General features: G+C 37.6%; 23 protein-coding genes and 2 pseudogenes. 3 read left to right on the top strand and 22 right to left on the bottom strand.

What is annotated here, in order from left to right:
• Positions 1 to 471 (top strand): annotated as a pseudogene (locus tag HMPREF0851_RS12315) (transposase); the annotation flags it as partial.
• A gap of 233 nt (positions 472 to 704) precedes the next feature.
• Here HMPREF0851_RS12315 and rlmD read toward each other — a convergent pair.
• Positions 705 to 2,075, bottom strand: coding sequence for a 23S rRNA (uracil(1939)-C(5))-methyltransferase RlmD (rlmD, locus tag HMPREF0851_RS12310; RefSeq protein WP_009014384.1), 1,371 nt, complete (start codon positions 2,073 to 2,075; stop codon positions 705 to 707).
• A 37-nt stretch (positions 2,076 to 2,112) separates the two neighbouring features.
• Here rlmD and recX point away from each other — a divergent pair, with 37 nt between their 5' ends.
• Both recX and HMPREF0851_RS12300 read left to right on the top strand, forming a co-directional pair.
• Positions 2,113 to 2,889: a recombination regulator RecX gene (gene recX / locus HMPREF0851_RS12305; protein WP_000705108.1), complete on the top strand. Its 777-nt coding sequence runs from the start codon at positions 2,113 to 2,115 to the stop codon at positions 2,887 to 2,889.
• An 88-nt stretch (positions 2,890 to 2,977) separates the two neighbouring features.
• Positions 2,978 to 3,511, top strand: coding sequence for a DUF402 domain-containing protein (locus tag HMPREF0851_RS12300; RefSeq protein ID WP_000775316.1), 534 nt, complete (start codon positions 2,978 to 2,980; stop codon positions 3,509 to 3,511).
• Between the two features lie 359 nt (positions 3,512 to 3,870).
• Here the strand turns inward: HMPREF0851_RS12300 and HMPREF0851_RS15890 are convergent, their stop codons facing one another.
• The 21 genes and pseudogenes from HMPREF0851_RS15890 to HMPREF0851_RS12205 all read right to left on the bottom strand — a co-directional run bounded on the left by HMPREF0851_RS15890 (position 3,871) and on the right by HMPREF0851_RS12205 (position 21,551).
• A complete protein-coding gene (locus HMPREF0851_RS15890) occupies positions 3,871 to 4,440 on the bottom strand; it encodes a transcriptional regulator (protein WP_025169892.1) in 570 nt (189 codons plus the stop codon).
• A complete protein-coding gene (locus HMPREF0851_RS0104220) occupies positions 4,418 to 4,729 on the bottom strand; it encodes a helix-turn-helix domain-containing protein (RefSeq protein ID WP_025169891.1) in 312 nt (103 codons plus the stop codon). Before HMPREF0851_RS0104220 ends, HMPREF0851_RS15890 begins: the two co-directional genes overlap by 23 nt.
• Before the next feature lie 12 nt (positions 4,730 to 4,741).
• Complete coding sequence (locus tag HMPREF0851_RS12290; protein ID WP_000566039.1) at positions 4,742 to 5,515, bottom strand: class I SAM-dependent methyltransferase; 774 nt, start codon at positions 5,513 to 5,515, stop codon at positions 4,742 to 4,744.
• Positions 5,516 to 5,859: 344 nt separating this feature from the next.
• Complete coding sequence (locus HMPREF0851_RS12285) at positions 5,860 to 6,627, bottom strand: epoxyqueuosine reductase QueH (RefSeq protein WP_000567570.1); 768 nt, start codon at positions 6,625 to 6,627, stop codon at positions 5,860 to 5,862.
• 137 nt (positions 6,628 to 6,764) lie between these two features.
• The gene (groL, locus tag HMPREF0851_RS12280; RefSeq protein ID WP_000031582.1) at positions 6,765 to 8,387 is read right to left on the bottom strand and encodes a chaperonin GroEL; all 1,623 of its coding nucleotides are present in this window, start codon (positions 8,385 to 8,387) and stop codon (positions 6,765 to 6,767) included.
• A gap of 15 nt (positions 8,388 to 8,402) precedes the next feature.
• Entirely contained in the window at positions 8,403 to 8,687 is a 285-nt protein-coding gene (groES, locus tag HMPREF0851_RS12275) for a co-chaperone GroES (protein WP_000917338.1), read from the bottom strand.
• Positions 8,688 to 8,842: 155 nt separating this feature from the next.
• Complete coding sequence (locus tag HMPREF0851_RS12270; protein WP_000282441.1) at positions 8,843 to 9,238, bottom strand: single-stranded DNA-binding protein; 396 nt, start codon at positions 9,236 to 9,238, stop codon at positions 8,843 to 8,845.
• Positions 9,239 to 9,314: 76 nt separating this feature from the next.
• A complete protein-coding gene (locus tag HMPREF0851_RS12265) occupies positions 9,315 to 10,076 on the bottom strand; it encodes an SDR family NAD(P)-dependent oxidoreductase (protein WP_001107777.1) in 762 nt (253 codons plus the stop codon).
• Positions 10,077 to 10,117: 41 nt separating this feature from the next.
• Positions 10,118 to 10,744 carry a YtpR family tRNA-binding protein gene (gene ytpR, locus HMPREF0851_RS12260; RefSeq protein WP_000578284.1) on the bottom strand — a complete coding sequence of 209 codons (627 nt, stop codon included), beginning with the start codon at positions 10,742 to 10,744 and terminating at the stop codon, positions 10,118 to 10,120.
• A gap of 15 nt (positions 10,745 to 10,759) precedes the next feature.
• Positions 10,760 to 11,077, bottom strand: coding sequence for a thioredoxin family protein (locus HMPREF0851_RS12255; protein ID WP_000615781.1), 318 nt, complete (start codon positions 11,075 to 11,077; stop codon positions 10,760 to 10,762).
• Positions 11,074 to 11,373, bottom strand: a complete 300-nt coding sequence (locus tag HMPREF0851_RS12250) for a DUF4651 domain-containing protein (RefSeq protein WP_009014383.1) — start codon at positions 11,371 to 11,373, stop codon at positions 11,074 to 11,076. Before HMPREF0851_RS12250 ends, HMPREF0851_RS12255 begins: the two co-directional genes overlap by 4 nt.
• A 295-nt stretch (positions 11,374 to 11,668) precedes the next feature.
• Positions 11,669 to 13,276 (bottom strand): CTP synthase, encoded by a 1,608-nt coding sequence (locus HMPREF0851_RS12245; protein ID WP_000105245.1) that lies wholly within the window; start codon positions 13,274 to 13,276, stop codon positions 11,669 to 11,671.
• 387 nt (positions 13,277 to 13,663) lie between these two features.
• A complete protein-coding gene (gene rpoE / locus HMPREF0851_RS12235; RefSeq protein WP_000418406.1) occupies positions 13,664 to 14,251 on the bottom strand; it encodes a DNA-directed RNA polymerase subunit delta in 588 nt (195 codons plus the stop codon).
• 131 nt (positions 14,252 to 14,382) lie between these two features.
• Positions 14,383 to 14,544, bottom strand: a complete 162-nt coding sequence (locus HMPREF0851_RS15885; protein WP_232197013.1) for a hypothetical protein — start codon at positions 14,542 to 14,544, stop codon at positions 14,383 to 14,385.
• Between the two features lie 36 nt (positions 14,545 to 14,580).
• Positions 14,581 to 17,259: a TOTE conflict system archaeo-eukaryotic primase domain-containing protein gene (locus tag HMPREF0851_RS12230; protein ID WP_000268101.1), complete on the bottom strand. Its 2,679-nt coding sequence runs from the start codon at positions 17,257 to 17,259 to the stop codon at positions 14,581 to 14,583.
• A 237-nt stretch (positions 17,260 to 17,496) separates the two neighbouring features.
• Positions 17,497 to 18,300: a Fic/DOC family protein gene (locus HMPREF0851_RS12225; protein WP_001183273.1), complete on the bottom strand. Its 804-nt coding sequence runs from the start codon at positions 18,298 to 18,300 to the stop codon at positions 17,497 to 17,499.
• A 172-nt stretch (positions 18,301 to 18,472) separates the two neighbouring features.
• Positions 18,473 to 18,627: pseudogene (locus HMPREF0851_RS15880) on the bottom strand (DNA cytosine methyltransferase); the annotation flags it as partial.
• A 61-nt stretch (positions 18,628 to 18,688) separates the two neighbouring features.
• Positions 18,689 to 19,432: an MAE_28990/MAE_18760 family HEPN-like nuclease gene (locus tag HMPREF0851_RS12220; protein WP_000141441.1), complete on the bottom strand. Its 744-nt coding sequence runs from the start codon at positions 19,430 to 19,432 to the stop codon at positions 18,689 to 18,691.
• Positions 19,425 to 19,727: a hypothetical protein gene (locus tag HMPREF0851_RS12215; RefSeq protein WP_156790868.1), complete on the bottom strand. Its 303-nt coding sequence runs from the start codon at positions 19,725 to 19,727 to the stop codon at positions 19,425 to 19,427. Before HMPREF0851_RS12215 ends, HMPREF0851_RS12220 begins: the two co-directional genes overlap by 8 nt.
• Complete coding sequence (locus HMPREF0851_RS12210) at positions 19,697 to 20,503, bottom strand: DUF262 domain-containing protein (protein WP_009014378.1); 807 nt, start codon at positions 20,501 to 20,503, stop codon at positions 19,697 to 19,699. The genes HMPREF0851_RS12215 and HMPREF0851_RS12210 overlap by 31 nt, the downstream gene beginning before the upstream one ends.
• Positions 20,496 to 21,551 carry a DNA cytosine methyltransferase gene (locus tag HMPREF0851_RS12205; RefSeq protein ID WP_000700044.1) on the bottom strand — a complete coding sequence of 352 codons (1,056 nt, stop codon included), beginning with the start codon at positions 21,549 to 21,551 and terminating at the stop codon, positions 20,496 to 20,498. The genes HMPREF0851_RS12210 and HMPREF0851_RS12205 overlap by 8 nt, the downstream gene beginning before the upstream one ends.
• Between the last annotated feature and the right edge of the window lie 65 nt (positions 21,552 to 21,616).

Genomic DNA, 21,616 nt, shown 5'->3' with positions numbered 1-21,616 from the left:
AGACTTCTGGATAATAAAACTGCCCTTGAGGTTACTAAACACCTCTATGATATCAAGAACACCCTTCACCAAGCGGAGAAAGATTTCTGTCAACTCTTTCCTGTCATCCTCACAGATAATGGTGGAGAGTTTGCCAGGGTTGATGACATCGAAATGGATGTTTGAGGAGAGAGTAAACTCTTCTTTTGTGATCCTAATCGCTCTGACCAGAAAGGGAGAATTGAGAAAAATCACACACTAATTCGCGACATTCTACCTAAGGGAACTTCTTTTGACAACTTAACTCAGGAGGACATCAATCTAGTTTGTTCGCATGTCAACAGCGTCAAACGCGCTGCTTTGAATGGAAAGTCAGCCTATGAACTTTTTGCCTTTACTTATGGAGAAGAGATTCCTAAGCTTCTCGGTATTTCTAAAATACCTGCAGAAGATGTCTGTCAGTCTTCTACATTACTCCAACATAAAATCTAAAAACTAACCTAAAACCCATTCAAACGTCTCACACTAACTTCCACCATAGCGGAACTTAATCTGAAACGCTTTCAGATGAGGGGATTTTGTGCGCTCTTTTTTTCGATTCATTTTAGTTACAAAAGCGATGAAATCAAGCATTAGTAAAACCAGTGGAACTTACCCTGACACGGAATTCTACTGGTTTTTATGATTTTTATCAGACTAACTTCTACTTGGATTAGCGGTGGAACTTAGTTTGGGAATTTACCTCTCTTTTTTATCAGCTTTACAACAGCTTCAGTTCGAGCGGTATGTGGAAACATATCGACCGACTGAATATAATGGATATCATAGACTTCTACTAACCTCACCAAATCACGAGCCAAGGTCGAAACATTGCAAGAAATATAGACCATTTTTTCTGGTACATAGGTAAGAATAGTATCTAATAACTTATCGTCCAGACCTGTACGCGGTGGGTCCACAATCAGTGCATCTGCTCTGTAGCCTTCCTTATACCATCGAGGAATAATCTCTTCTGCGCTTCCAGCTTCGTAATGTGTGTTGTCAAATCCCATTCTTTTAGCATTTCGCTTGGCATCTTCAATAGCTTCTGGAATAATATCCATGCCTCTAAGTGTTTTTACTTTCTTTGCGAAGGCAAATCCAATTGTACCTACTCCACAATAAGCATCAATCAAATGGTCTTCTTTACTAACATCTAGCGCTTTTACTGCCTCACTATAGAGAACTTCTGTTTGTTCAGGATTTAGTTGATAGAAAGCTCGAGGAGATAGTGAAAATTCATAATCGAGTACACCTTCTTGAATACTCTTTTCTCCCCAGATAATCTCTGTCTTTTCACCATAAATCTCACTGGTTTTAGCTGTATTTGTATTCACAGCTACTGTCACAACTTCTGGGAAATCTTTAACTAAGTCTTTTACTAGTTGGGTTAAATTAAGCTGACAATTTGTAACAATAATAATCTGAACCTGTCCAGTCTTTCTTGCTCGTCGAACCATTATAGTTCTAACACCTAGAACTTTTCTCTCATCCGTGATTGGAATTTGGTGAAAAGTAAGTAATTCCGCTAGACGATTAGCAATCACTTGGGTTTCCTTGTCTTGTACTAGACAATCTTTCAACTCTACTAAATAATGAGAGTTTTGTGCATATAAGCCCGCCTTGACTTGATTTTTAAATTTTCGAGTCTGAAATTGTAACTTAGCACGATAGTACTTGGGTTCCTGCATTCCAATCGTCGGGCGGATTTCATAATTTTCATATCCTGCAGGGGCAAATTTTTTCAGCGCTTGATGAAGCAAGTCCGTCTTGAACTCCAGCTGCTTATCATAATGCAGGTGCATGATTTGGCAGCCTCCGCACTCATTATAAATAGTACAAGCTGGCACAACTCGAAATTTAGACTTCTTGTTAACTTTTAATAATCTTGCTTCAACAAAATTGCGCTTAATAGAAGTAATCTGACAATAGATATCTTCACCTTTGAGAGCACCAGGCACAAAGACTAATGTTTTTTGATAAAAGCCGATTCCCTCACCATTAATTCCCATGCGCTTGATTTTTAACGGTATTTTTTGTTTCACTTTCAGATTCATACCCCTATCTTATCACATTTTGAGTTATAATAGAACTATGAAAATCACAAAACTTGAAAAGAAAAAAAGACTCTATCTGATGGAGCTTGATAATGGCGACAAATGCTACATTACTGAAGATACTATTGTTCGTTTTATGTTATCGAGGGATAAGGTTATAAGCCAAGAGGAATTGAAAGAGATTCAGGACTTTGCCCAATTTTCTTACGGTAAGAATCTGGCCCTCTACCACTTATCCTTTAAAGCACGTACTGAAAAAGAAGTCAGAGAATATCTGAAAAAATACGATATTGATGAAAACATCATTTCTCAAGTCATTATTAATCTTAAAGAAGATAAGTGGATTAATGATGCTCAGTACGCTTATGCTATTATCAATGCCAATCAACTTTCAGGAGACAAGGGGCCTTATGTACTGACTCAGAAACTAACACAAAAAGGGATTTCAAAATCTACTATAGAAGAGAACTTGAAAGAATTTGATTTTTCGGAAGTTGCTCAACGTGTAGCTAATAAACTATTGAAAAAATATAAGGGAAAACTTCCAACTCGTGCCTTGCAAGATAAGATTATCCAAAATCTGACCAACAAGGGGTTTTCCTATTCTGATGCTAAAACTGCCTTTGACGAGTTGGATAGTCAAGTTGACCAAGAAACGACTCAGGAACTCATCTTCAAAGAGCTTGATAAGCAATATACTAAGTATGCTCGAAAGTATGAAGGATACGAACTGAAGCAACGTTTAACTCAAGTTTTAGCACGAAAGGGCTACGATTTTTCGGATATAGCAAGCGCTCTTAGAGAATATCTTTAATATTTTCGTGTAAAATTCACAGATTTTAGGCATTTTTATGGTACAATAGTAAACGATAAACTTATAAATTGTAGAAAGTTGGTTAGTTATGAAACTTCCAAAAGAAGGCGACTTTATTACAATTCAAAGTTATAAGCATGATGGGAGTCTCCACCGAACTTGGCGGGACACCATGGTACTAAAAACAACAGAAAACGCCATTATTGGTGTCAACGATCATACACTGGTTACCGAAAGTGATGGTCGTCGTTGGGTCACTCGAGAACCTGCTATTGTTTACTTTCACAAGAAATATTGGTTTAATATCATTGCCATGATTCGCGATAATGGAATTTCCTACTATTGCAATATGGCTAGCCCCTACTATCTGGATGAAGAAGCACTGAAGTATATTGATTATGATTTGGATGTTAAAATTTTTACAGATGGGGAAAAACGTCTCTTGGACGTTGAGGAATATGAGCGTCACAAACGCAAAATGAATTATTCTGATGACTTGGACTATATTTTAAAAGAACATGTCAAAATTCTTGTTGATTGGATTAACAATGGACGTGGTCCTTTCTCAGAAGCCTATGTAAACATTTGGTACAAGCGCTATGTAGAACTAAAGAATCGGTAAAGTTGTCAAAGGTCAGGAACAAAATCCTGACCTTGTTTTTTTGATAGTGTAAAATAAGTTGTGTAGACACAAAAAAGGAATAAATCTATTATAGTAGAGTTACAACACATTACTAGAAAGAGATTTATGCAGAATTTGTAAAATATATAAAACAAATAGATATACTGTTATTTTTTAATGTCTCTGTTCCTTGTAAGTTTACAACAAACTTATATCGTTTAATACAAAAATACGGAGATGATTAGTATCAAAAATACAGGTCAACTTCGTATCAAATAATTTATTTTTTGTATTTCCACATAGCATCAATCATTTAGTACAACATTTTAAAAATAATATCTTTACAGAGAAAATTCTATTTAATCTACCAACTCATTTAATCGTTTTTGAAAATATAAAGCAATATTTTTAGACTCAATAAACTCAAAATATTTAATAACATTTTGCATTTGCTTAATTCCAGATTCTTTAGATTCAGTCAGATATATTTTATATCCTTCTACAAATTTGAATGTAGATTTTTCAAAAACTTTTGTGTCATCTTTTAATAATTTTTTTAATTTCATTTCAAAGTAGTCTGCATATATTAGATGTGAATTTTCAAGGCAACAGAACCAAAAATTTAAACAAGCTGACACAACTAAATTTCTATTCTTGCCAATTTTTTCGTAATAATGTGTACGCTCTAGTATTTCTTTTCCAACTCTGTAAATATAATCTATTTCAAAAAGATGATATAAATTACCAATCAGTGTTATTTCATAGGACTCCCATCGTTCCTTCTGGAATAAATAGTCATATACTAAATTCAGATCATCTCTACTAACTACATGATTACAATCTATCTGATTTAATAATCCCTGAACCATTATTGTATTTATTTTATAAGTTTTTTCCCCACTCTTCTCAAAAAGTTTTTTGTTGCTCATTTTTTATTTCCTCCAATCCTTTAGTGTTCAAACTATAAAAATTTGGAGATAAATTAACCAAAAAATCATCGAGCTCCGATCTTTTATAATGTTCTAGGTAATTACAAAAATTCTCTATCGAAACATTGATATTTGATAATAATTTAAAGAACGTTGAAAGAGAAATTTCATTTTCTCCTCTTTCAAATCTAGAAAGTTGAGATTTTGATATAGAATTAGCTGCAGCATACTCTAAAGAATATCCGTTTAATTTTCTAAAATATCGAAAAGCTGCTCCGTAATTTTTCACACTTTCATTCCCTTAACTTTCTTTTCGAGCGATAAACATACCATATTCTTTAGGAATAATCAACATACCATTATTAAACTCACTTTCCAATCTTTTACGTATTATTTCCTCTTCTAGTGAACCTATTTCTGAAATTCCTTTAAACGATTGGATGTATTTAACCAGGTCATCTATACTAGTTACCTGTAACTCATCATCATAGAGTAATGTATCGACAGAGTTAAAATATCTACTCAGGTACCTTTTACCATTTTGTAAAGTAAACGTTCTATTTTCTAAATCTTGATTAACCTCATCTTTAAATAAATTTGCCAAATAATTTACAACTCCATTTTCACCAAATGTAGCACAGTAAAAAATGCCTTCGGTTTTTAATACTCTATTCACCTCAGAGAGAGCTTTAGGAATATCATTCACATGATGTAGAAGCATATTAGCAATAACAATATCAAACGTTTCATTCTCAAAAGAAATCTTTTGAATATCCATTATCTCATAGTTGACATCGTCTCTATTTCCAATCACTGACTTCGTAGTTTCTACCATGTCATTAGAAAAATCCGTTATAATCAATTGCTTCATCTTGTCCATAGAATCAAAATTACTTTTCCATAGTTCTCCTGTACCACATCCCAATTCTAGAATCTTTACTTCATCAGTGATTTGGTAGTTAGAAAATATCCAATTATTAAATCCCAATTTATTTTTTGAATACTTCTTATGCAATTCTACTCGAATATCAAGATTATCATGACTTTTATATTGTTCAATTACTTTATCAATCATTTTAAATGACCTCCACTCTATAATTTGACATTATATCACAAGAATAAAGATAGTGTAAAAAAAGTTGTATAAATACAAAAAGGAATAAATTTACCACATCACTGCTAAACTTCCTGGATTTAAAACAAAATATCATTGAATTTTCCGTTTTTTCTTGAAGCAACATTGAACTAATAATTGCTCATTTTGATTTAAAAAGCTCCTTTTAGTAAAACTTCATTTTTTAAGAGTCCTAGCCTTATTGAAGTCTCGCAAGTCATGGACTAGGAATTCATAGATTGGTCCATCGACTTCTCTCCATCACCTTTTCCTAGCAAAAAACCTGCCTCGAGGCAGGTTTTCGTTTAAATATCTAATTTCGTAACAGTAAATTTAATGTGGGAATAATCTTTCTCTATATCCTTATCTACCATAAAGGCTGTAGCATCTTTCTTAACCTGAACAAGGTCAATATTCTGGGCTTGAGCTGCATAGACGCATCCACAATAACATTGACGGTAGATATCATACTCTTCACACATCTCCACTGAACGTTTGTAGCCTTGATTTTTCTTGAAATCACTTGGAAGATAGTGGGTTGTATAAATTTTTTGCACATCGATTCCGATGCTGTTGATGGTTTGAGAATTCTTATGAGGACTGATGGTTAAAGCCGAACCGAAGTAGTCAAAACCTAAATCCATAGCCACTTGCGCTGTTTTATCCAGGCGGTAGTCAAAGCAAACCTTACAACGGTCGCCACCTTCTGGCTCTTCCTCTAGTCCTCTGACTAACTTACGGTATTCATTTGGTTCGTAGGGAGCTTCTAGGTACTGAACCGTATTTCCTGTCCGCTCATTGAAATCACTGACAAATTTCTTGGTGACATAAGCTCGCTTGTGGTATTCTGCCTTGGGATGGATATTAGAATTGGCAAAATAGATGGTCACATCTGCATACTTGGTCAAATATTCTAGAGTATAGGTACTGCAAGGGGCACAGCAAACATGCATGAGAATGGTTGGCCGTTGCTCATTTTTCTCCCATACTTGTACCATCTTCTGCATGACACGGTCATAATTAATCTTCTGATTGGGGTTCATCTTGCTCAGAATTTCTTCTACATCGATCATGTTCTTCTCCTTTTTCTAGTCTTATTTTATCATATAAGTTAGGAGAGCTCAAATCAATTTAGAAATGAACATCATAAAAAGGAGGGTTAGTCATTCCCTCCTTTTGTGTTTTTTATAAGTTGCTATCTACAGAAAGCTTACATCATACCGCCCATCATGCTTGGATCCATTGCTGGAGCTGGGGCTGCTGGTTCTGGTTTATTGGCTACGACTGCTTCTGTTGTCAAAATCAAGCTGGCTACAGATGCTGCATTTTGTAAGGCTGAACGGCTCACTTTAACTGGGTCGATGATTCCCTCTTCAATCATGTTGACCCACTCGCCAGTTGCTGCGTTGAAGCCTGTACCAAGCTCAGCATTTTTCAAACGATCGATAACGATTGAACCTTCAAATCCTGCATTGTGGGCAATTTGACGAACAGGCTCTTCCAAAGCACGGAGAACGATATTGCGTCCTGTTGCTTCATCTCCTGTCAATTCCAAATTAGCCACGGCTGGAATGACATTGACAAGAGCTGTCCCACCACCAGCAACGATTCCTTCTTCAACAGCTGCACGAGTAGCGTTAAGAGCATCTTCAATGCGGAGTTTCATTTCTTTCAACTCAGTTTCAGTTGCAGCTCCGACCTTAATAACCGCTACACCACCTGACAATTTTGCCAAGCGTTCTTGCAATTTTTCACGGTCAAATTCAGAAGTTGTGGTTTCGATTTGAGACTTGATAACCGCAACGCGGTGAGAAATCGCTTCAGGATTTCCAGCACCTTCTACGATAACCGTGCTATCTTTGTCCACAGTCACTCTCGCTGCTTGACCAAGCGCTTCAATCGTAGCGTCTTTCAACTCAAGACCAAGGTCTTCTGTGATAACTGTTCCGCCTGTTAAGATGGCAATGTCTTCTAGCATGGCTTTGCGACGGTCACCAAAACCAGGTGCCTTGACTGCTACCACGTTGAAGGTTCCACGAATCTTGTTCAATACAAGAGTTGGAAGAGCTTCACCATCCACATCATCTGCAATAATCAAAAGTGGACGATTGCTTTGGAGAATGCTTTCGAGGAGTGGCAAAATTTCTTGGATATTTGAAATCTTCTTGTCGGTAATTAAGATGTACGGATTTTCAAGGTCAGCCACCATTTTTTCGCTATCTGTCACCATGTACTGTGAAAGGTAACCACGGTCAAACTGCATTCCTTCTACGACTTCAAGCTCTGTTTCCATACCACGTGACTCTTCGATAGTGATGACTCCGTCTTTGCCAACTTTTTCCATGGCTTCAGAGATGTACTCACCAACTTTTTCAGAACGAGAAGAGACAGCGGCAACCTGAGCGATAGCTTCTTTGTTGGCAACAGGGATGGCGTTGTTTTTCAAAGCTTCTACTGCTGCAGCAACTGCTGTTTCAATCCCACGACGAATACCGATTGGATTTGCACCTGCTGTGACATTTTTGATTCCTTCGCGGACAATTGCTTGAGTCAAGACTGTTGCAGTTGTCGTTCCGTCACCTGCGATATCGTTGGTTTTTGAAGCTACTTCTGATACCAATTTGGCACCCATATTTTCAAAATGGTCTTCCAATTCGATTTCTTTGGCAATAGTTACACCGTCATTGGTGATGAGTGGTGAACCGAATGATTTTTCAAGAACAACATTGCGGCCCTTTGGTCCCAAGGTTACTTTAACAGTGTCTGCAAGGATATCGACACCACGGACCATAGCTGAACGGGCATCTGATGAAAATTTAATTTCTTTTGACATACTTACTTTCTCCTTCTATTCTTCAATGATTGCCAAGATGTTAGCTTCGCCTACGATGACGTACTTTTCATCGCCATCTTTGACATCAAGACCTGCGTGAGCTTCAACTAAGACACGATCTCCAGGCTTAACACTTGGAGCTACCAAGTCACCGTTCAAGGTACGAACACCTTGTCCAGTAGCCACAACTTGAGCTGTTTTTGTTTTTTCTTGAGCTGAACCCGCAAGGACAAAGCCTCCAACAGTTTGTTCTTTTTCTTCTACTTTTAAGACCACACGGTCCCCTAATGGTTTCAACATCTGATTTCCTCCATGATAAACTACATATTATTAGCACTCTTTATACCTGAGTGCTAATTTATAGTTCTATTGTATCACTTGGTCAGAAATAGTCAAGAAAAAAGTCTGACTTTCTCAAGATAAAAAGCCTGAGAGGAACTCAGACTTTTTAATGTTTAAAATGGCAATTCCTCCTCTTCCAAAACCAAATCTGCCAAATCTTGGCCTGCATTATTTTCACGCATGGCACGTTGAGCACGACTTTCCAAGAGTTGGAATCCTGTGGCAAGTACTTCGGTCACGTAGTTCATTTGACCATTTTTCTCAAAGCGACGGGTACGCAATTCTCCATCCACAGAAATAAGACTACCTTTGGTTGCGTAACTTGCCAAGGTTTCTGCTAATCTGCCCCATAGGACCATATTGACAAAGTCAGCTTCACGTTCCCCATTTTGGTCTTTGTAACGACGATTTACAGCGATAGTTGCTCGCGCTACTGACTTGTCATTATTGGTTTTGTGCAATTCTGGTGTAGACGTCAAGCGTCCGATTAAGATAACTTTATTATACATTTTTCTTCCTCCTACTTATCTATTCGTAGGAAATCAAAAAAAGTTACAGAAATTTGTAACTTTTCGAGGAAATTTTTTACTTTTTATGAACCATGAAACCTGTCGCTTGTTGATTTGCCATAATGGTCATATCTGTAATCTGCACACGACGAGGTTGACTGGTCACATAGACTACTGTATCTGCAATATCCTGAGCTTGCAAGGCTTCTATTCCTTGGTAAACGGACGTAGCTCGCTCTTTGTCACCATGAAAACGCACTGTAGAAAAATCTGTTTCGACAATTCCAGGCTGAATGGTTGTCACCTTGATGTCTGTTGCGATGGTATCGATTCGAAGCCCATCCGAAAAGGTCTTAACTGCTGCCTTGGTAGCTGAATAAACTGCTGCACCAGCATAGGCATAAATTCCTGCAGTTGAGCCCATGTTGATGATATGTCCTTGATTGGCTTTTACCATTGCTGGCAAGAAACAGCGAGTGACTGCCATCAAACCTTTGACATTGGTATCCAGCATGGTCAACATATCCAACTCTTCATAGTCCTGATAAGGTGCCAAGCCAAGAGCTAGTCCAGCGTTATTGACCAATATATCAATCTGACCTATCGTTTCTAGAATATCGGAGCAGACAGTCTTGACCATGGCCATATCCGTCACATCTAGTGAAAAAGTCCAAACTGTTTGATTTGGATAGGTTGCTGCAAACTCTGACTTAAGGGTTTCTAATCTGTCTATCCTTCGTCCGGTTAGAACGACATTTTCACCCTGCTCCAGATAAGCACGCGCAATCGCTTCACCAATTCCTGATGTCGCTCCTGTAATCACTACATTTTTTGCCATCTTATTTCCTTCTAGCTGGTCTATCAGATACTGACAACTTCCTAGGCAGTCCAGTGTTTAGCTGGGTCGAATGGTGTTCCGACAACTTGGTCTTCTGATAATTCAATAATACCACGTTTTTGCGGAGCATTTGGCAGATGCAATTCACGAGGACTGCACATCATTCCAAAACTCTTTTCGCCACGAAGTTGGCCTGGGAAAATGAGATTGCCTTTGGGCATCATAGCTCCAGGAAGAGCCACAATGGTTTTCAATCCAAGACGCGCATTAGGAGCCCCTGCAACGATTTGCACTGTCTTGTCACTTGCAACTGCAACTTGGCAGATGTTGAGGTGGTCACTATCTGGATGAGCTACCATCTCGACAATCTCACCAACAACAAACTTAGGTTCCTTGTCATTGACAATTTCTTCTGTAAATCCTTCCACCTGCAATTCTTGGTTCAAACGAGCGACTTGCTCATCTGATAAAAAGACTTGACCGCGCTCTGCAATTTCAAACAAACTTGAAACTTCGAAAATATTCCATGCCACTGTTTCCCCATTATCTTTGAGGAAAACACGAGCTACCTTGCCTTTGCGCTCCACATCTAGTTTGGCATCTCCGCTATTTTTCACGATGACCATAAGGACATCACCGACATGTTCTTTATTATATGTAAAAATCATTGTTTCCTTTTTCTCCTATTTCAGTCCTGCTAAAAAGTCATTGATTTGTTGCTTGCTTTTACGGTCGCGATTGACAAAACGACCGATTTCCTTGTCCTTTTCTAGAACAACAAGGCTAGGAATCCCGTAAACATCCCAGAGTTTGGCTAAATCCATATACTGGTCTCGGTCCACACGAATAAAGGTGAACTCTGGATTGGTCTCCTCAATTTCTGGCAAGGCCGGATAGATATAACGACAATCGCCACACCAGTCCGCCACAAAAAGAAAGACCTTCTTGCCCTCTTTTTCTACTAAAGATGCCAATTCTTCTAAACTTGCTGGTTGTATCATAAAACTTCCTCCTCATAGACTAGGTCTTCATTTTCATAGACAAAGGTATAATGACGACCATCCTCAAAAATGACACCACCAACCAAGCTCTCCAGACTGCTTTCATAAACTTGAACATAGAGAGTCGCAATTTCTCCCATGTCTGAAAAATGGTCTCGCACAATCGCTGTCAACTCTTCCTGAGTCTTCATGAGCTTGCGGTCATCTGAAACTTTTTTCGTAGCAAGGGCAAGGCTCCCAATACCAAGTAGAGCCAGACCTGCCATCCACATTTTTTTAGCTTTCATACCATTCATTTTAACACAAAAAAGGCTTTAGGACAAATGAGGAAGTAGCAGAAAAGCAAGTAAAAAGCCTCTTCCTTTAAGGAAAGGGACTTCTTATACTCAATGAAAATCAAAGAGCAAACTAAGAAGCTAGCCGCAGGTTGCTCAAAGCACTGCTTTGAGGTTGTAGATAGAACTGACGTGGTTTGAAGAGATTTTTGAAGAATATTATGTTAACTATATCACCATGTTTTTAATTTGCAAATATTCTCCTAATTATGCTATCAAAAAACCTCTGAGATTGTTCTCAAAGGTTCTGATTTTGCTAATTACTGTTCTCAACTACTGCAGTAATAAAGGCAGTGTAGAGTTCTTCTGGACGGTTTGGACGGCTTGACAGTTCAGGGTGATACTGACAAGCTACAAAGAATTTATTTTCTGGAATTTCCACAATTTCTACCAAACGATTATCTGGAGAAACTCCTGAGAAGACAAAGCCTGCTGCCTCAAACTGCTCACGGAAGGCGTTGTTAAACTCATAGCGGTGACGGTGACGGCGTTGCACCACTTCTTGATTGTGATAAGCAGCCGCAGCCTTAGAGCCACGTTTCAACTTAGACGGATAAAGTCCCAAGCGAAGGGTTCCCCCCATATCCTCAACATCAATCTGATCACGCATGATATCAATGATAGGGTACTTTGTTTCTGGTGCAAGCTCTGCAGAATTGGCACCTTCAAGACCTAAAACGTGACGAGCAAACTCGATACAAGTCAACTGCATTCCCAAGCAGACTCCCAACATTGGAACATCATTCTCACGCGCATAGCGGATGGCTTGGATTTTCCCTTCCGTACCACGTTGGCCAAAACCACCTGGTACGATGATTCCATCCGCATCAGACAAAAGCTCTGCCACATTCTCTGCTGTCACATCATTGGCATTGATCCAATTGATTTTAACTTCTGCGTCGTTGGCATAACCAGAGTGTTTCAAGGCTTCAACCACAGAGATGTAGGCATCTTGCAACTCAACATACTTACCGACAAGGGAAATCTTGACTTGTTTCTTGAGGTTCATGACCTTGTCCACCATGGCTGACCATTCTGTCATATCTGCTACTGGTGCGTCTAATTTCAAATGATCACAAACAATTTGATCCATACCTTGAGCCTGCAAGTTCAATGGAATTTGGTAAAGGTGTTCGACATCCAAAGACTCGATAACGGCTTCTGGTGCCACATCACAGAACTGGGCTAGTTTGTTTTTAATTCCTTGACCAGCTGGCTCTTCTGTACGAATCACCAACATATTTGGTTGGATTCCCAATCCACGCAATTCTTTGACAGAGTGTTGGGTTGGTTTGGTTTTCATTTCACCAGCGGCCTTGAGGTAGGGAAGCAAGGTTGTGTGGATGTACATGACATTATCCGCCCCCACATCTGCCTTCATCTGACGAAGGGCCTCTAGGAATGGCAAGGACTCAATATCCCCAACAGTTCCACCAACCTCTGTAATAATGACATCAGAGTCGGTCGTTAGAGCGGCACGCTTGATTTTTTCTTTCAAAGCATCTGTGATATGAGGAATAACCTGAACAGTTGCCCCAAGGTATTCTCCACGGCGTTCTTTACGAAGCACTTCACTGTAAATTTTACCAGTTGTCACGTTGGAATATTTGTTGAGATTAATATCGATGAAACGTTCATAGTGACCCAAGTCCAAATCTGTCTCAGCTCCATCATCTGTCACAAAGACTTCTCCGTGCTGGTAAGGACTCATGGTTCCCGGATCGATATTGATATAAGGGTCAAACTTTTGAATGGTTACTTTGAGACCACGATTTTTCAAGAGACGCCCCAGACTCGCTGCCACAATCCCTTTTCCAATAGACGATACCACACCACCAGTTACAAAAATATATTTCGTAGACATAGATTCCTCTTTCTAAAATGCTCAAGGTCTTGTTAATTACGAGGGGACATAAAAAACAAGACCCTACTAATAAGAATAATCTGGGACTACTGCACCAGATTCACAACTAATACTCTTCGAAAACCTCTTCAAACTGCGTCAACGTCGCCTTGCCGTATATATGTTACTGACTTCGTCAGTTCTATCTACAACCTCAAAGCAGTGCTTTGAGCAACCTGCGGCTAGTTTCCTAGTTTGCTCTTTGATTTTCATTGAGTATAAAACACAAGAAGATAACTTCTTGAAAAAACAAAAATAGCTCCCTAAGAACTAGGGAGCTCCGACCTCTAAAAGAGGTGCCCGAACAATATGATACCTAAAAATAGGGCAATTGTCAATAGCTAACTTTTATTCCACGATGTTTTCAGCATCATCATCTGAAAACTCGTCGTCTTCTTCGTTGAGATCCACGTCTTCACCCAAGTCATCTGGGGCGATTTCGTTGATTTCTGCATCGTAAGCTTCCACTTCATTTTTCTCATCATCTGGATTTTCATCATCGTATGAAAGAGCTGGATCTGCTTCGTATGCATCTTCATCTTCTGGGTCATCCGCATTGTAGTCAATGGCATCTGAATCACCATCCATGAAGGCATTGACACGTTTTTTCTTAGCTTTTGGTGCTACTTCATCGTCGTCATTTTCCTCAAGAGCGATGATTTCTTCGTCGATTTCGTCCACACCATACCATGAACGAAGACCCCATTTGTTGTCTCCAAGTGAGATGAAGCTACCGTCAAAGTTCAACTCTGTGTAGAACAAAGGCAAAGCTTCACGGATATCGCTGTTTGATGTTCCAAGGTAGTTTTGAATTTCGTTTACAAGATCGCTAAAATGCATCTCATGGTCGCGACCACGAAGTTCCAAGATAGCACGCGCTACCTCAATCATAGATAGTTCACTTTTTTCTTGCCCAGCAAATACTTCTAATTCCAAAGCGTTTCTCCTCATTTATACTACTATCGCCAGAGCGAACAGACTCTGACCTCATTTTATCATTTACTCTTTATTTTACGATAATTTTGCAGAATAGTCAAAGGTTAAGGGGGAGAAAGTGACAGGACTTTTTATTTCTTTGCTACCCATCCGATGGTATCGCTAGGTGGATTTTCAATATCAATCCAGATGAATTCAATACCGATTTCCCCATTTTTAAACTTAGTCAAGCGAATACCATTGATTTCCAGTTCATTTAAACGTTGACCTGCCAAGACTTCTCGTTCTTTCAACTGAAAAGCATACATAGAAATTTTTAAAAATTTTCTCTATCGTAAACCTGCCACTATTTCAGAAACTATACTAGCTGATTCCAAACGTAATATGGTCATTTCATATACCTTCCCTAATAATGGCATTGCACCATACCAAACAATGGTCTTGTTTACCAAAAGAATAGGCGTGACTATTTTTGATTGAGTGAAAGACACTTTAATCTTCTTGCTCTTCAACTGGTCTAGCCAGGATTTGTTTGCAACCGTCTCTGGTATACATATCTCAATTTGACTAATCCTAAATTCTTTTAGAAAATTCATCAGTTTTGTCTGGTGCACATAAGGTAAAATAAGCATACACTCCTGTCTTTCCCCTGCTAAGTCCTCTCTCAAGATATTCTCATATCTACTATCAACATAAACGAATTGTTTCTCCTCACCCTCAATGACACGATAATCCATCTTTCGATAAGCTACTTGTCTTTTCTGAAACATCTTTTCTAAATAAGGAACATGAATATCCACATAATCGAAAATACGCACCAAAGACTTATCCTTGTAGCTTCTATGAATCCGACCTGCATACTGAATCAAATTATTTTTCCACGAAAAGGGTGCTGCCAAGATCAGCGTGTCCAACTGAGGCAAGTCAAAACCTTCGCCAATGTATTTTCCAGTAGACAACAATACAAACCCTTTATCTAGTTGTTCTAACATCTCCAATAAACTTGTTCTCTCTCGGACTTTAGTTTTTCCGCTAATAATATAACAGTCATCAACCTCTTTCTCTTTTAATAACTTTTCAAAGACATCTATCTGTTGAATTCGATTAACTAAAACCAAGATATTCCGCCCTTCTACCACTTGGGCTAGAATATCCTTGAGAATCAACTGATTCCTCACTGAGTCTGTCGCAATCCAATCACTAAGCTGTATAAAATTACTTGCTTTGGTCTTTTCAATCTCCAAATGACCAAAAGAAGTGAATCTTAATTGCAATTGCCGTTTAAAATCCGTTTCCCTCTTATCAGCAGTATGGATTATCTCACCAATTCTCTGAAAAACGATAGGCTCATGGCCATTCTTACGCTCAGGCGTAGCCGTCAAACCGTAAAGATACTTCCCTCTAAACTGTGCCACAATTTTTTCAAACATCAAAGCAGATACGTGATGACACTCATCCACAATCATCATTTCATACTTATCCAAAAGACTTTGACTATTTTCCAACTTAAATAGAGATTGAATCATAACGACATCAACCAGTTCACTCAGCCATTTCTTAGTCCCAGCGTACTGCCCAACATAGCCTATTGCCTTTTCACGACCTGATGCCGTATAACGGGTAGCTTCTTCCTCTTCGAAAGTCAAAAAATGGTTTAAACGATCCAGCCATTGGTCTAAGAGTTGCCTATTATGAACTAGGATAATTGTTTTGGTCTTCCGTTCAGAGATGAGAGCAGTACCTAAAACGGTCTTCCCAAAACCAGTCTCTGCATGGAGTAAACCATTTTCTTTGGAAATCATATCTGACAGGGCTAACTCTTGCTCCAAAGTGAGCTCTCCCTTAAATTCCACTCTAATAGACCTTTGTACCTTTCTCCTATCTTCCACAGATACCTGCTTAAATTTATCTTGCAATGGATACAGCAAGCCTCTTGGCAGCCATAAATAATGATCGGATTCTCCAAATAAATACATTCGCTCAGGAATTTGATAGGTTGGCTGTCGCATAGCCTGCTTTAAATAAAATTCGGGATTAGAAAATGAAGCCATATTTTTCAAGAAAAACAGTGTCTTGGGTGTCACAGACGATTTTTCAAGTTGGATCATATTGGATAAGACGACCTTCAACTCCTTATCCAATTCTTGCTTGCCTAACTCCTCTTGGATTAACAGTGCCACTTTAGCAGTTGAAACCTTCTGAATTTCTTGTAGATACCTCCATTGGTCTTCATAAGGCTGAAAATGTTCATCCACAAAGACCGTTCGTCCTTGATGATAAGCTTCTCCTTGAAAAGGAAGGGCAATCAAATTACCAAATCCACCTTTAGGAAGAACATCCTGATTTGGAAACATGCGATCAAAAGAATCAAAGGAAAGTTGCATACTTTCCTGCATTGCCAGTTCTAACAGTTTCTTTCCAAACAAGCGAGCCTCTCGACTCGGAATCGCTTCCTCAAAGAAGAACCAAATATGGAGTCCGTGACCCGAACGAGAAATCTCTAGATGGGCTTCCATCTGGCGTTCCCTGGCTATTCTTCGAATGGCTAAACCGGCTTCTTTCCAATCTCCTTCATCCAAATCCAGTACCAAAAAATAACAGCTATCATCTAAGTGCATAGGAAAGATACCGATAGCTATCTCCCCACGAAAATGAGATTTCAAAACAGAGTCCGTCAATGTCTGGAAACTCCGTTTTTCAGGCGGCAACTGCTTCCAACCATAATCATAGGAAGGAAAATACTGAATTTTCCCTTGATCATTGATAAAACTCTTAGCATAAACATCATAACGGCCAGCAAACACAGAGGTAAACAATTGTAATTTTTCTTGCGTCGTCAAGCGACTACTTTGAAGTTGGAACATCTCCTCGAACCGAGAGCGTTCCATCACAAACTGACTCTTGTCTTTAAGACGTTTACACAAGAAAAACTCACTATCCCCATTAAAAGAAGAAAAGACATCAAGTACTTCTACCACAATTCCATCCGAAGACACAAAAACAGCCATAAAAGTCGCCTCCTTGATTCCTATAGGCTGATTATAACAAGAATAGCTGAAATTGTACACGAAAATAAAATCCGAATAGCACTGAAAGTACGAGATAAATAGAGTTTAAACGAGCAATCTATAAAATTAAAAAAACGCATATTATCAAGCGACACTAACACTTTGATGATATACGTTTTCTTATTAGAATATTTACTTCATTTTTGCATGAAATTCAATGTTTACTCAGTATTAGGATTATGAAAAATCGAGGTCTAAATCTAGATACATTTTTTCTGAAGACAAATCATTTTGACCACCGAGCAAGAGATTTTCAAAAAAAGCTGTTAAAAACTCAGGACGTCGCTGTAAAATCTTTGCATTATCTAATACTAAGGCATCACGAAAATACTTGGAATGTTGCTGAAATGGTGTATTATCAATATCAAAACCAAACTCACGAAGATACTGAATCAAAAAGACCGTTACTGTCCGAGTGTTTCCTTCGCGAAATGGATGAATCTGCCAGATTCCTGAAATAAAATGCTGGATTTGTTTAACCACATCCGCCTGAGTTAGTGTCGCATATGCAACTTGTTTTTCCTGATTAAAATCATAATCCAAGGTCATTTGAATCATGGAGTAATCAGAGTACACAACACTTTCACCATTCAAAACAGGTTCATTCTTTGTGATATTGGTCTGACGAAATTGCCCCACCGGAATAGAGGGTTCAAATATATCTTGAAACAACTCCTTATGAATAGCAAGTAAGGTCGCAGGACTGAAGCTAAAGCCTCTTCGAGATAATAACTCCACGATACGCAAAGAAACCAAGTCTGCCTCCTCCGTACTTGCATCAATAGTATGATGATAATTTGTTGCATCTTCATAAACCTGCTCGTAAGTCAGTTCACCCCGGGACTGTTTCTCAGCCAAAGATTCCATATACTCTGATGGCACTAGATTGTCAACTTTCTGCAGACCAAAACCTATCCGCCATAAGTCACGCTTAGCTTCATAAGACAAGTTTGGATTGTCAATGTTGTAAGTTGGTTGCATAGAAATATCCTTTCAATTGTTTTTCTGTGTCATCGGTAAATGGTGAAATGAGTATGGAATTGGCGTAAATTATAAAAATCCTTCACAATAAATGCTATGAAGAGACATAATGAAAAAATTATATTCAAGATTCCATGCACTCATCTGAAATATCCGTTGGACGAATGGTTTGATTAAACGAATAAATCTTGCGCACATACTTATCAAATTCATTGGTATACACCACTCTGAACTCGTTGATCTGTTCAAATCCAAACTCAATTTCCCAACACCTGAGAAGAATGCTGCAATGTTGTACTTCTCAGGTCGGTTCAAACTTAGAGGGATTGTTGTGTGGTAAGTTGTTTTCTATAAGATTAGACAATAGTAATTTCTTTTTTGGAGATTATTATATATCTTGTGACATAAATTCTTGATTAATAATTGCAGAATTTATTAGAGAAATAAAGTAATCTAAACATTGATAAGTCTTATTCTTTAATTCATTTATGTCTTGAATTGAAAATCGTCCTCCATTATCTTCAAAAGAAATATTTCCATGAGCTAAATAATTTCTCTTATTTTTAATGGTAAGAAGTGCTCCGCCAAAATCTCTAAATGAATCGTTATTATATGTAATGCCATGTGTTTCTAAAATCCTTTTCATCTCCTTGACATCTGCGTTCCCAGAAAGATGAAACGATTCCCTTTCTATCTCAACACTGTAATTATTATTTATCACATTTAAAATCATATTAAATACTTTTTGATTTAACTCATTACTATTTATTTGATTCAGATGGTTTTTAATCCATAATTTTTGTATTGATTCAATTGCTTGACTAAAAGACAATTGTTTATCATTTAAACTGCTATAATAATCTAACATTGAAACCCTTATAGTTGACTCAACCAAATTATATAGCATTAAAATAGAATTGGATTTCATAATTTTAACAATTACTTCAAAATTATCTCTATCTTTAATCTGCAATCGGTATTCTTGTTCGAACAAATCCTCTGGGCTGCTTTCTATTTGTATTTCGAATAAATTGTTCAACACATTTGGAAGCCCCATTATAGATTTTTCATAAATACTAATTACATTGATAAAATGATTAATTTCCATTTTCAATTTTTCATATTCAGTCATTAAAGTCACCATTTAATAAAAAGTCTCTAACTCCATGTATTCTACTAATTACCTTGGTTCTATTATTTGCAGCATCAGAAGTTGTCCATTTTTTTAAGTGGTCACTGTTCAATAACTTATCTATTTGTGCAATGGAGACATTTAATTGGGGAGATTCTCTTAGTGCTAGATTAATTCCAACTGAAAGCGCCTCAAATCGTACCCGAGGTGTATGATTTCGATCTTCTTTTTGAAAACCTCTCTCAAAATTATCTGAAACAAATCTCATTGTTCTATTAAACTCATCTTCAAACAAATATTTTTTTCATCAGACCAACTTTTTCCGGCCTCTCGGATATAATCATCAACAAAATTCATAACTGAACCGTTATAATTATCTAAATTATTGCTAAAAGCAAAAAACCTACTTACTAATTCAATATCTTCTTTCCGATTAATTTTATTTTGGGAAAGATTTGTATTCTCCCTAAATAGTTCATCTTCAGCTAAAGTTTTTATTAAAATCATAAGTGGATTATCAAGTTCCCTTCCAGCTCGAACTTCACTTGTATTAGCACGTAAGGAACTGGTGTTAAGTCGATCAAATAGTTCTTTACGAACACTTGCTGGAGTACTATGTTTCAACACTATTACCCTCAAAGATCTAGCTTTCAAGCGTCTAATTTCATTTTTGGGCATTTCATCCAAAGTGCAATCATTTAATTCTGTAAGTTTGTTTAGGCCCACCAATTTTAAATCTCCATAAAAAAACTCAGATAGTGTTGAAATTCTTTGCAATCCATCAACAATTTCCATACTACCTTCATCCGTATCTGCTAAAAATAGAAGAGGAATTGGATAATCAAGTAGCAATGATTCTATAAATCTTGATTTTTGCTTGGGACTCCATAATAATTCGCTACGTTGATAGTCAGGAGAAAAGATTTCATTCTCATTATTATATAAATCAACTATAAAACTAATAGGATAATCTCGAGTATCATAATTAAGTTCATATTGTAACATATCTATTTGATTTTGTATTTTTTTCTGCTTTTCCTCATCTTCAAATAATTTCATTTGCTTAAGCATAATATTCCTCCAAATGATTTATAATACTTTCACCAATAATCTCACCTAATTTAGGTGGTACTGCATTTCCAATTTGTAACGCCACTTGGGATATTGGATAATTCCCCCCCTGTTTAGGGTCAACAAACTCATAATTTAATGGAAAAGTCTGCAAAAGTGCCCCTTCACGTAAACTTAAAGCTCTATCTTGTTCTGGATGACCAAATCTGCCATTACCGATTCCAGGGAACTGAGTTGTAATAGTATTAGCAGGTTTGTCCCATTCTAATCGACCATAGACTGACCCGAACGTCTTTCCACTGTCTTTCTTATATGCTTCTAAAAGAAGATCGTCATCCCAATCTCTCCATGTCCCTCCAGGTTTGGATTGTCTTATTCTTTTTAAGTTTAAATCTGATAAATTTCTACATCTATGTAGTGGATCATGTTTATAAGTTTCTCCCGCTTTTATTTCAGGTAGTTTCTCTATAGTATCTCTAAGAGTAGGGTGAGTATCTGAATTGAACTCTGGTTCAATTAACGAAATATCTCCGAATTTTGACGCAAGCAAAAGTAACCGTTTTCTTGTTTGAGGCACTCCGTAATCTGGAGCATATACCACCTTGTAAGTAACCTTGTAGCCATTCTTTTCTAATAGAGTCCTAAAACGATGAAAAACTTCTTTTTTTTGCATTTGAGGAACATTTTCCATTGATACAATATCTGGTTTTACAAGTTCAACTTGCCTACCAAAACAATCCAAAAGGTCTATCTTCTTTTTTGTATTTTCATTATTCTGATATTTATGACTGTATGTTGAAAATGGTTGACAAGGAGCACAACCAATCAGTACTTTTATGTCAGTATCTGACGGATATAATCCCAAAATTTCGTCATCTTCAATTCCATTTATATCTTTTAAAATAAATTTAGCATCATTGTTGTACTCATAGGCAAATTTGCTTTTTTCATCAATATCATATCCAGCTACAACATTGATACCCGCCTGCTGAATACCGTACGTTAGACCGCCTACACCACAAAATAAATCAACTGCATTTATTTTCATATCGGCCTCCTATTACATTTTGTTTTACCCTTCATTTTACCATAAATCTACTAAAAAAGCAGTTC

It is taken from the genome of Streptococcus sp. M334, from assembly GCF_000187745.1.
Classification (GTDB): domain Bacteria; phylum Bacillota; class Bacilli; order Lactobacillales; family Streptococcaceae; genus Streptococcus.
Note: the sequence above shows the minus strand (reverse complement) of the source record. Positions and strands in the feature narration are given on the sequence as shown.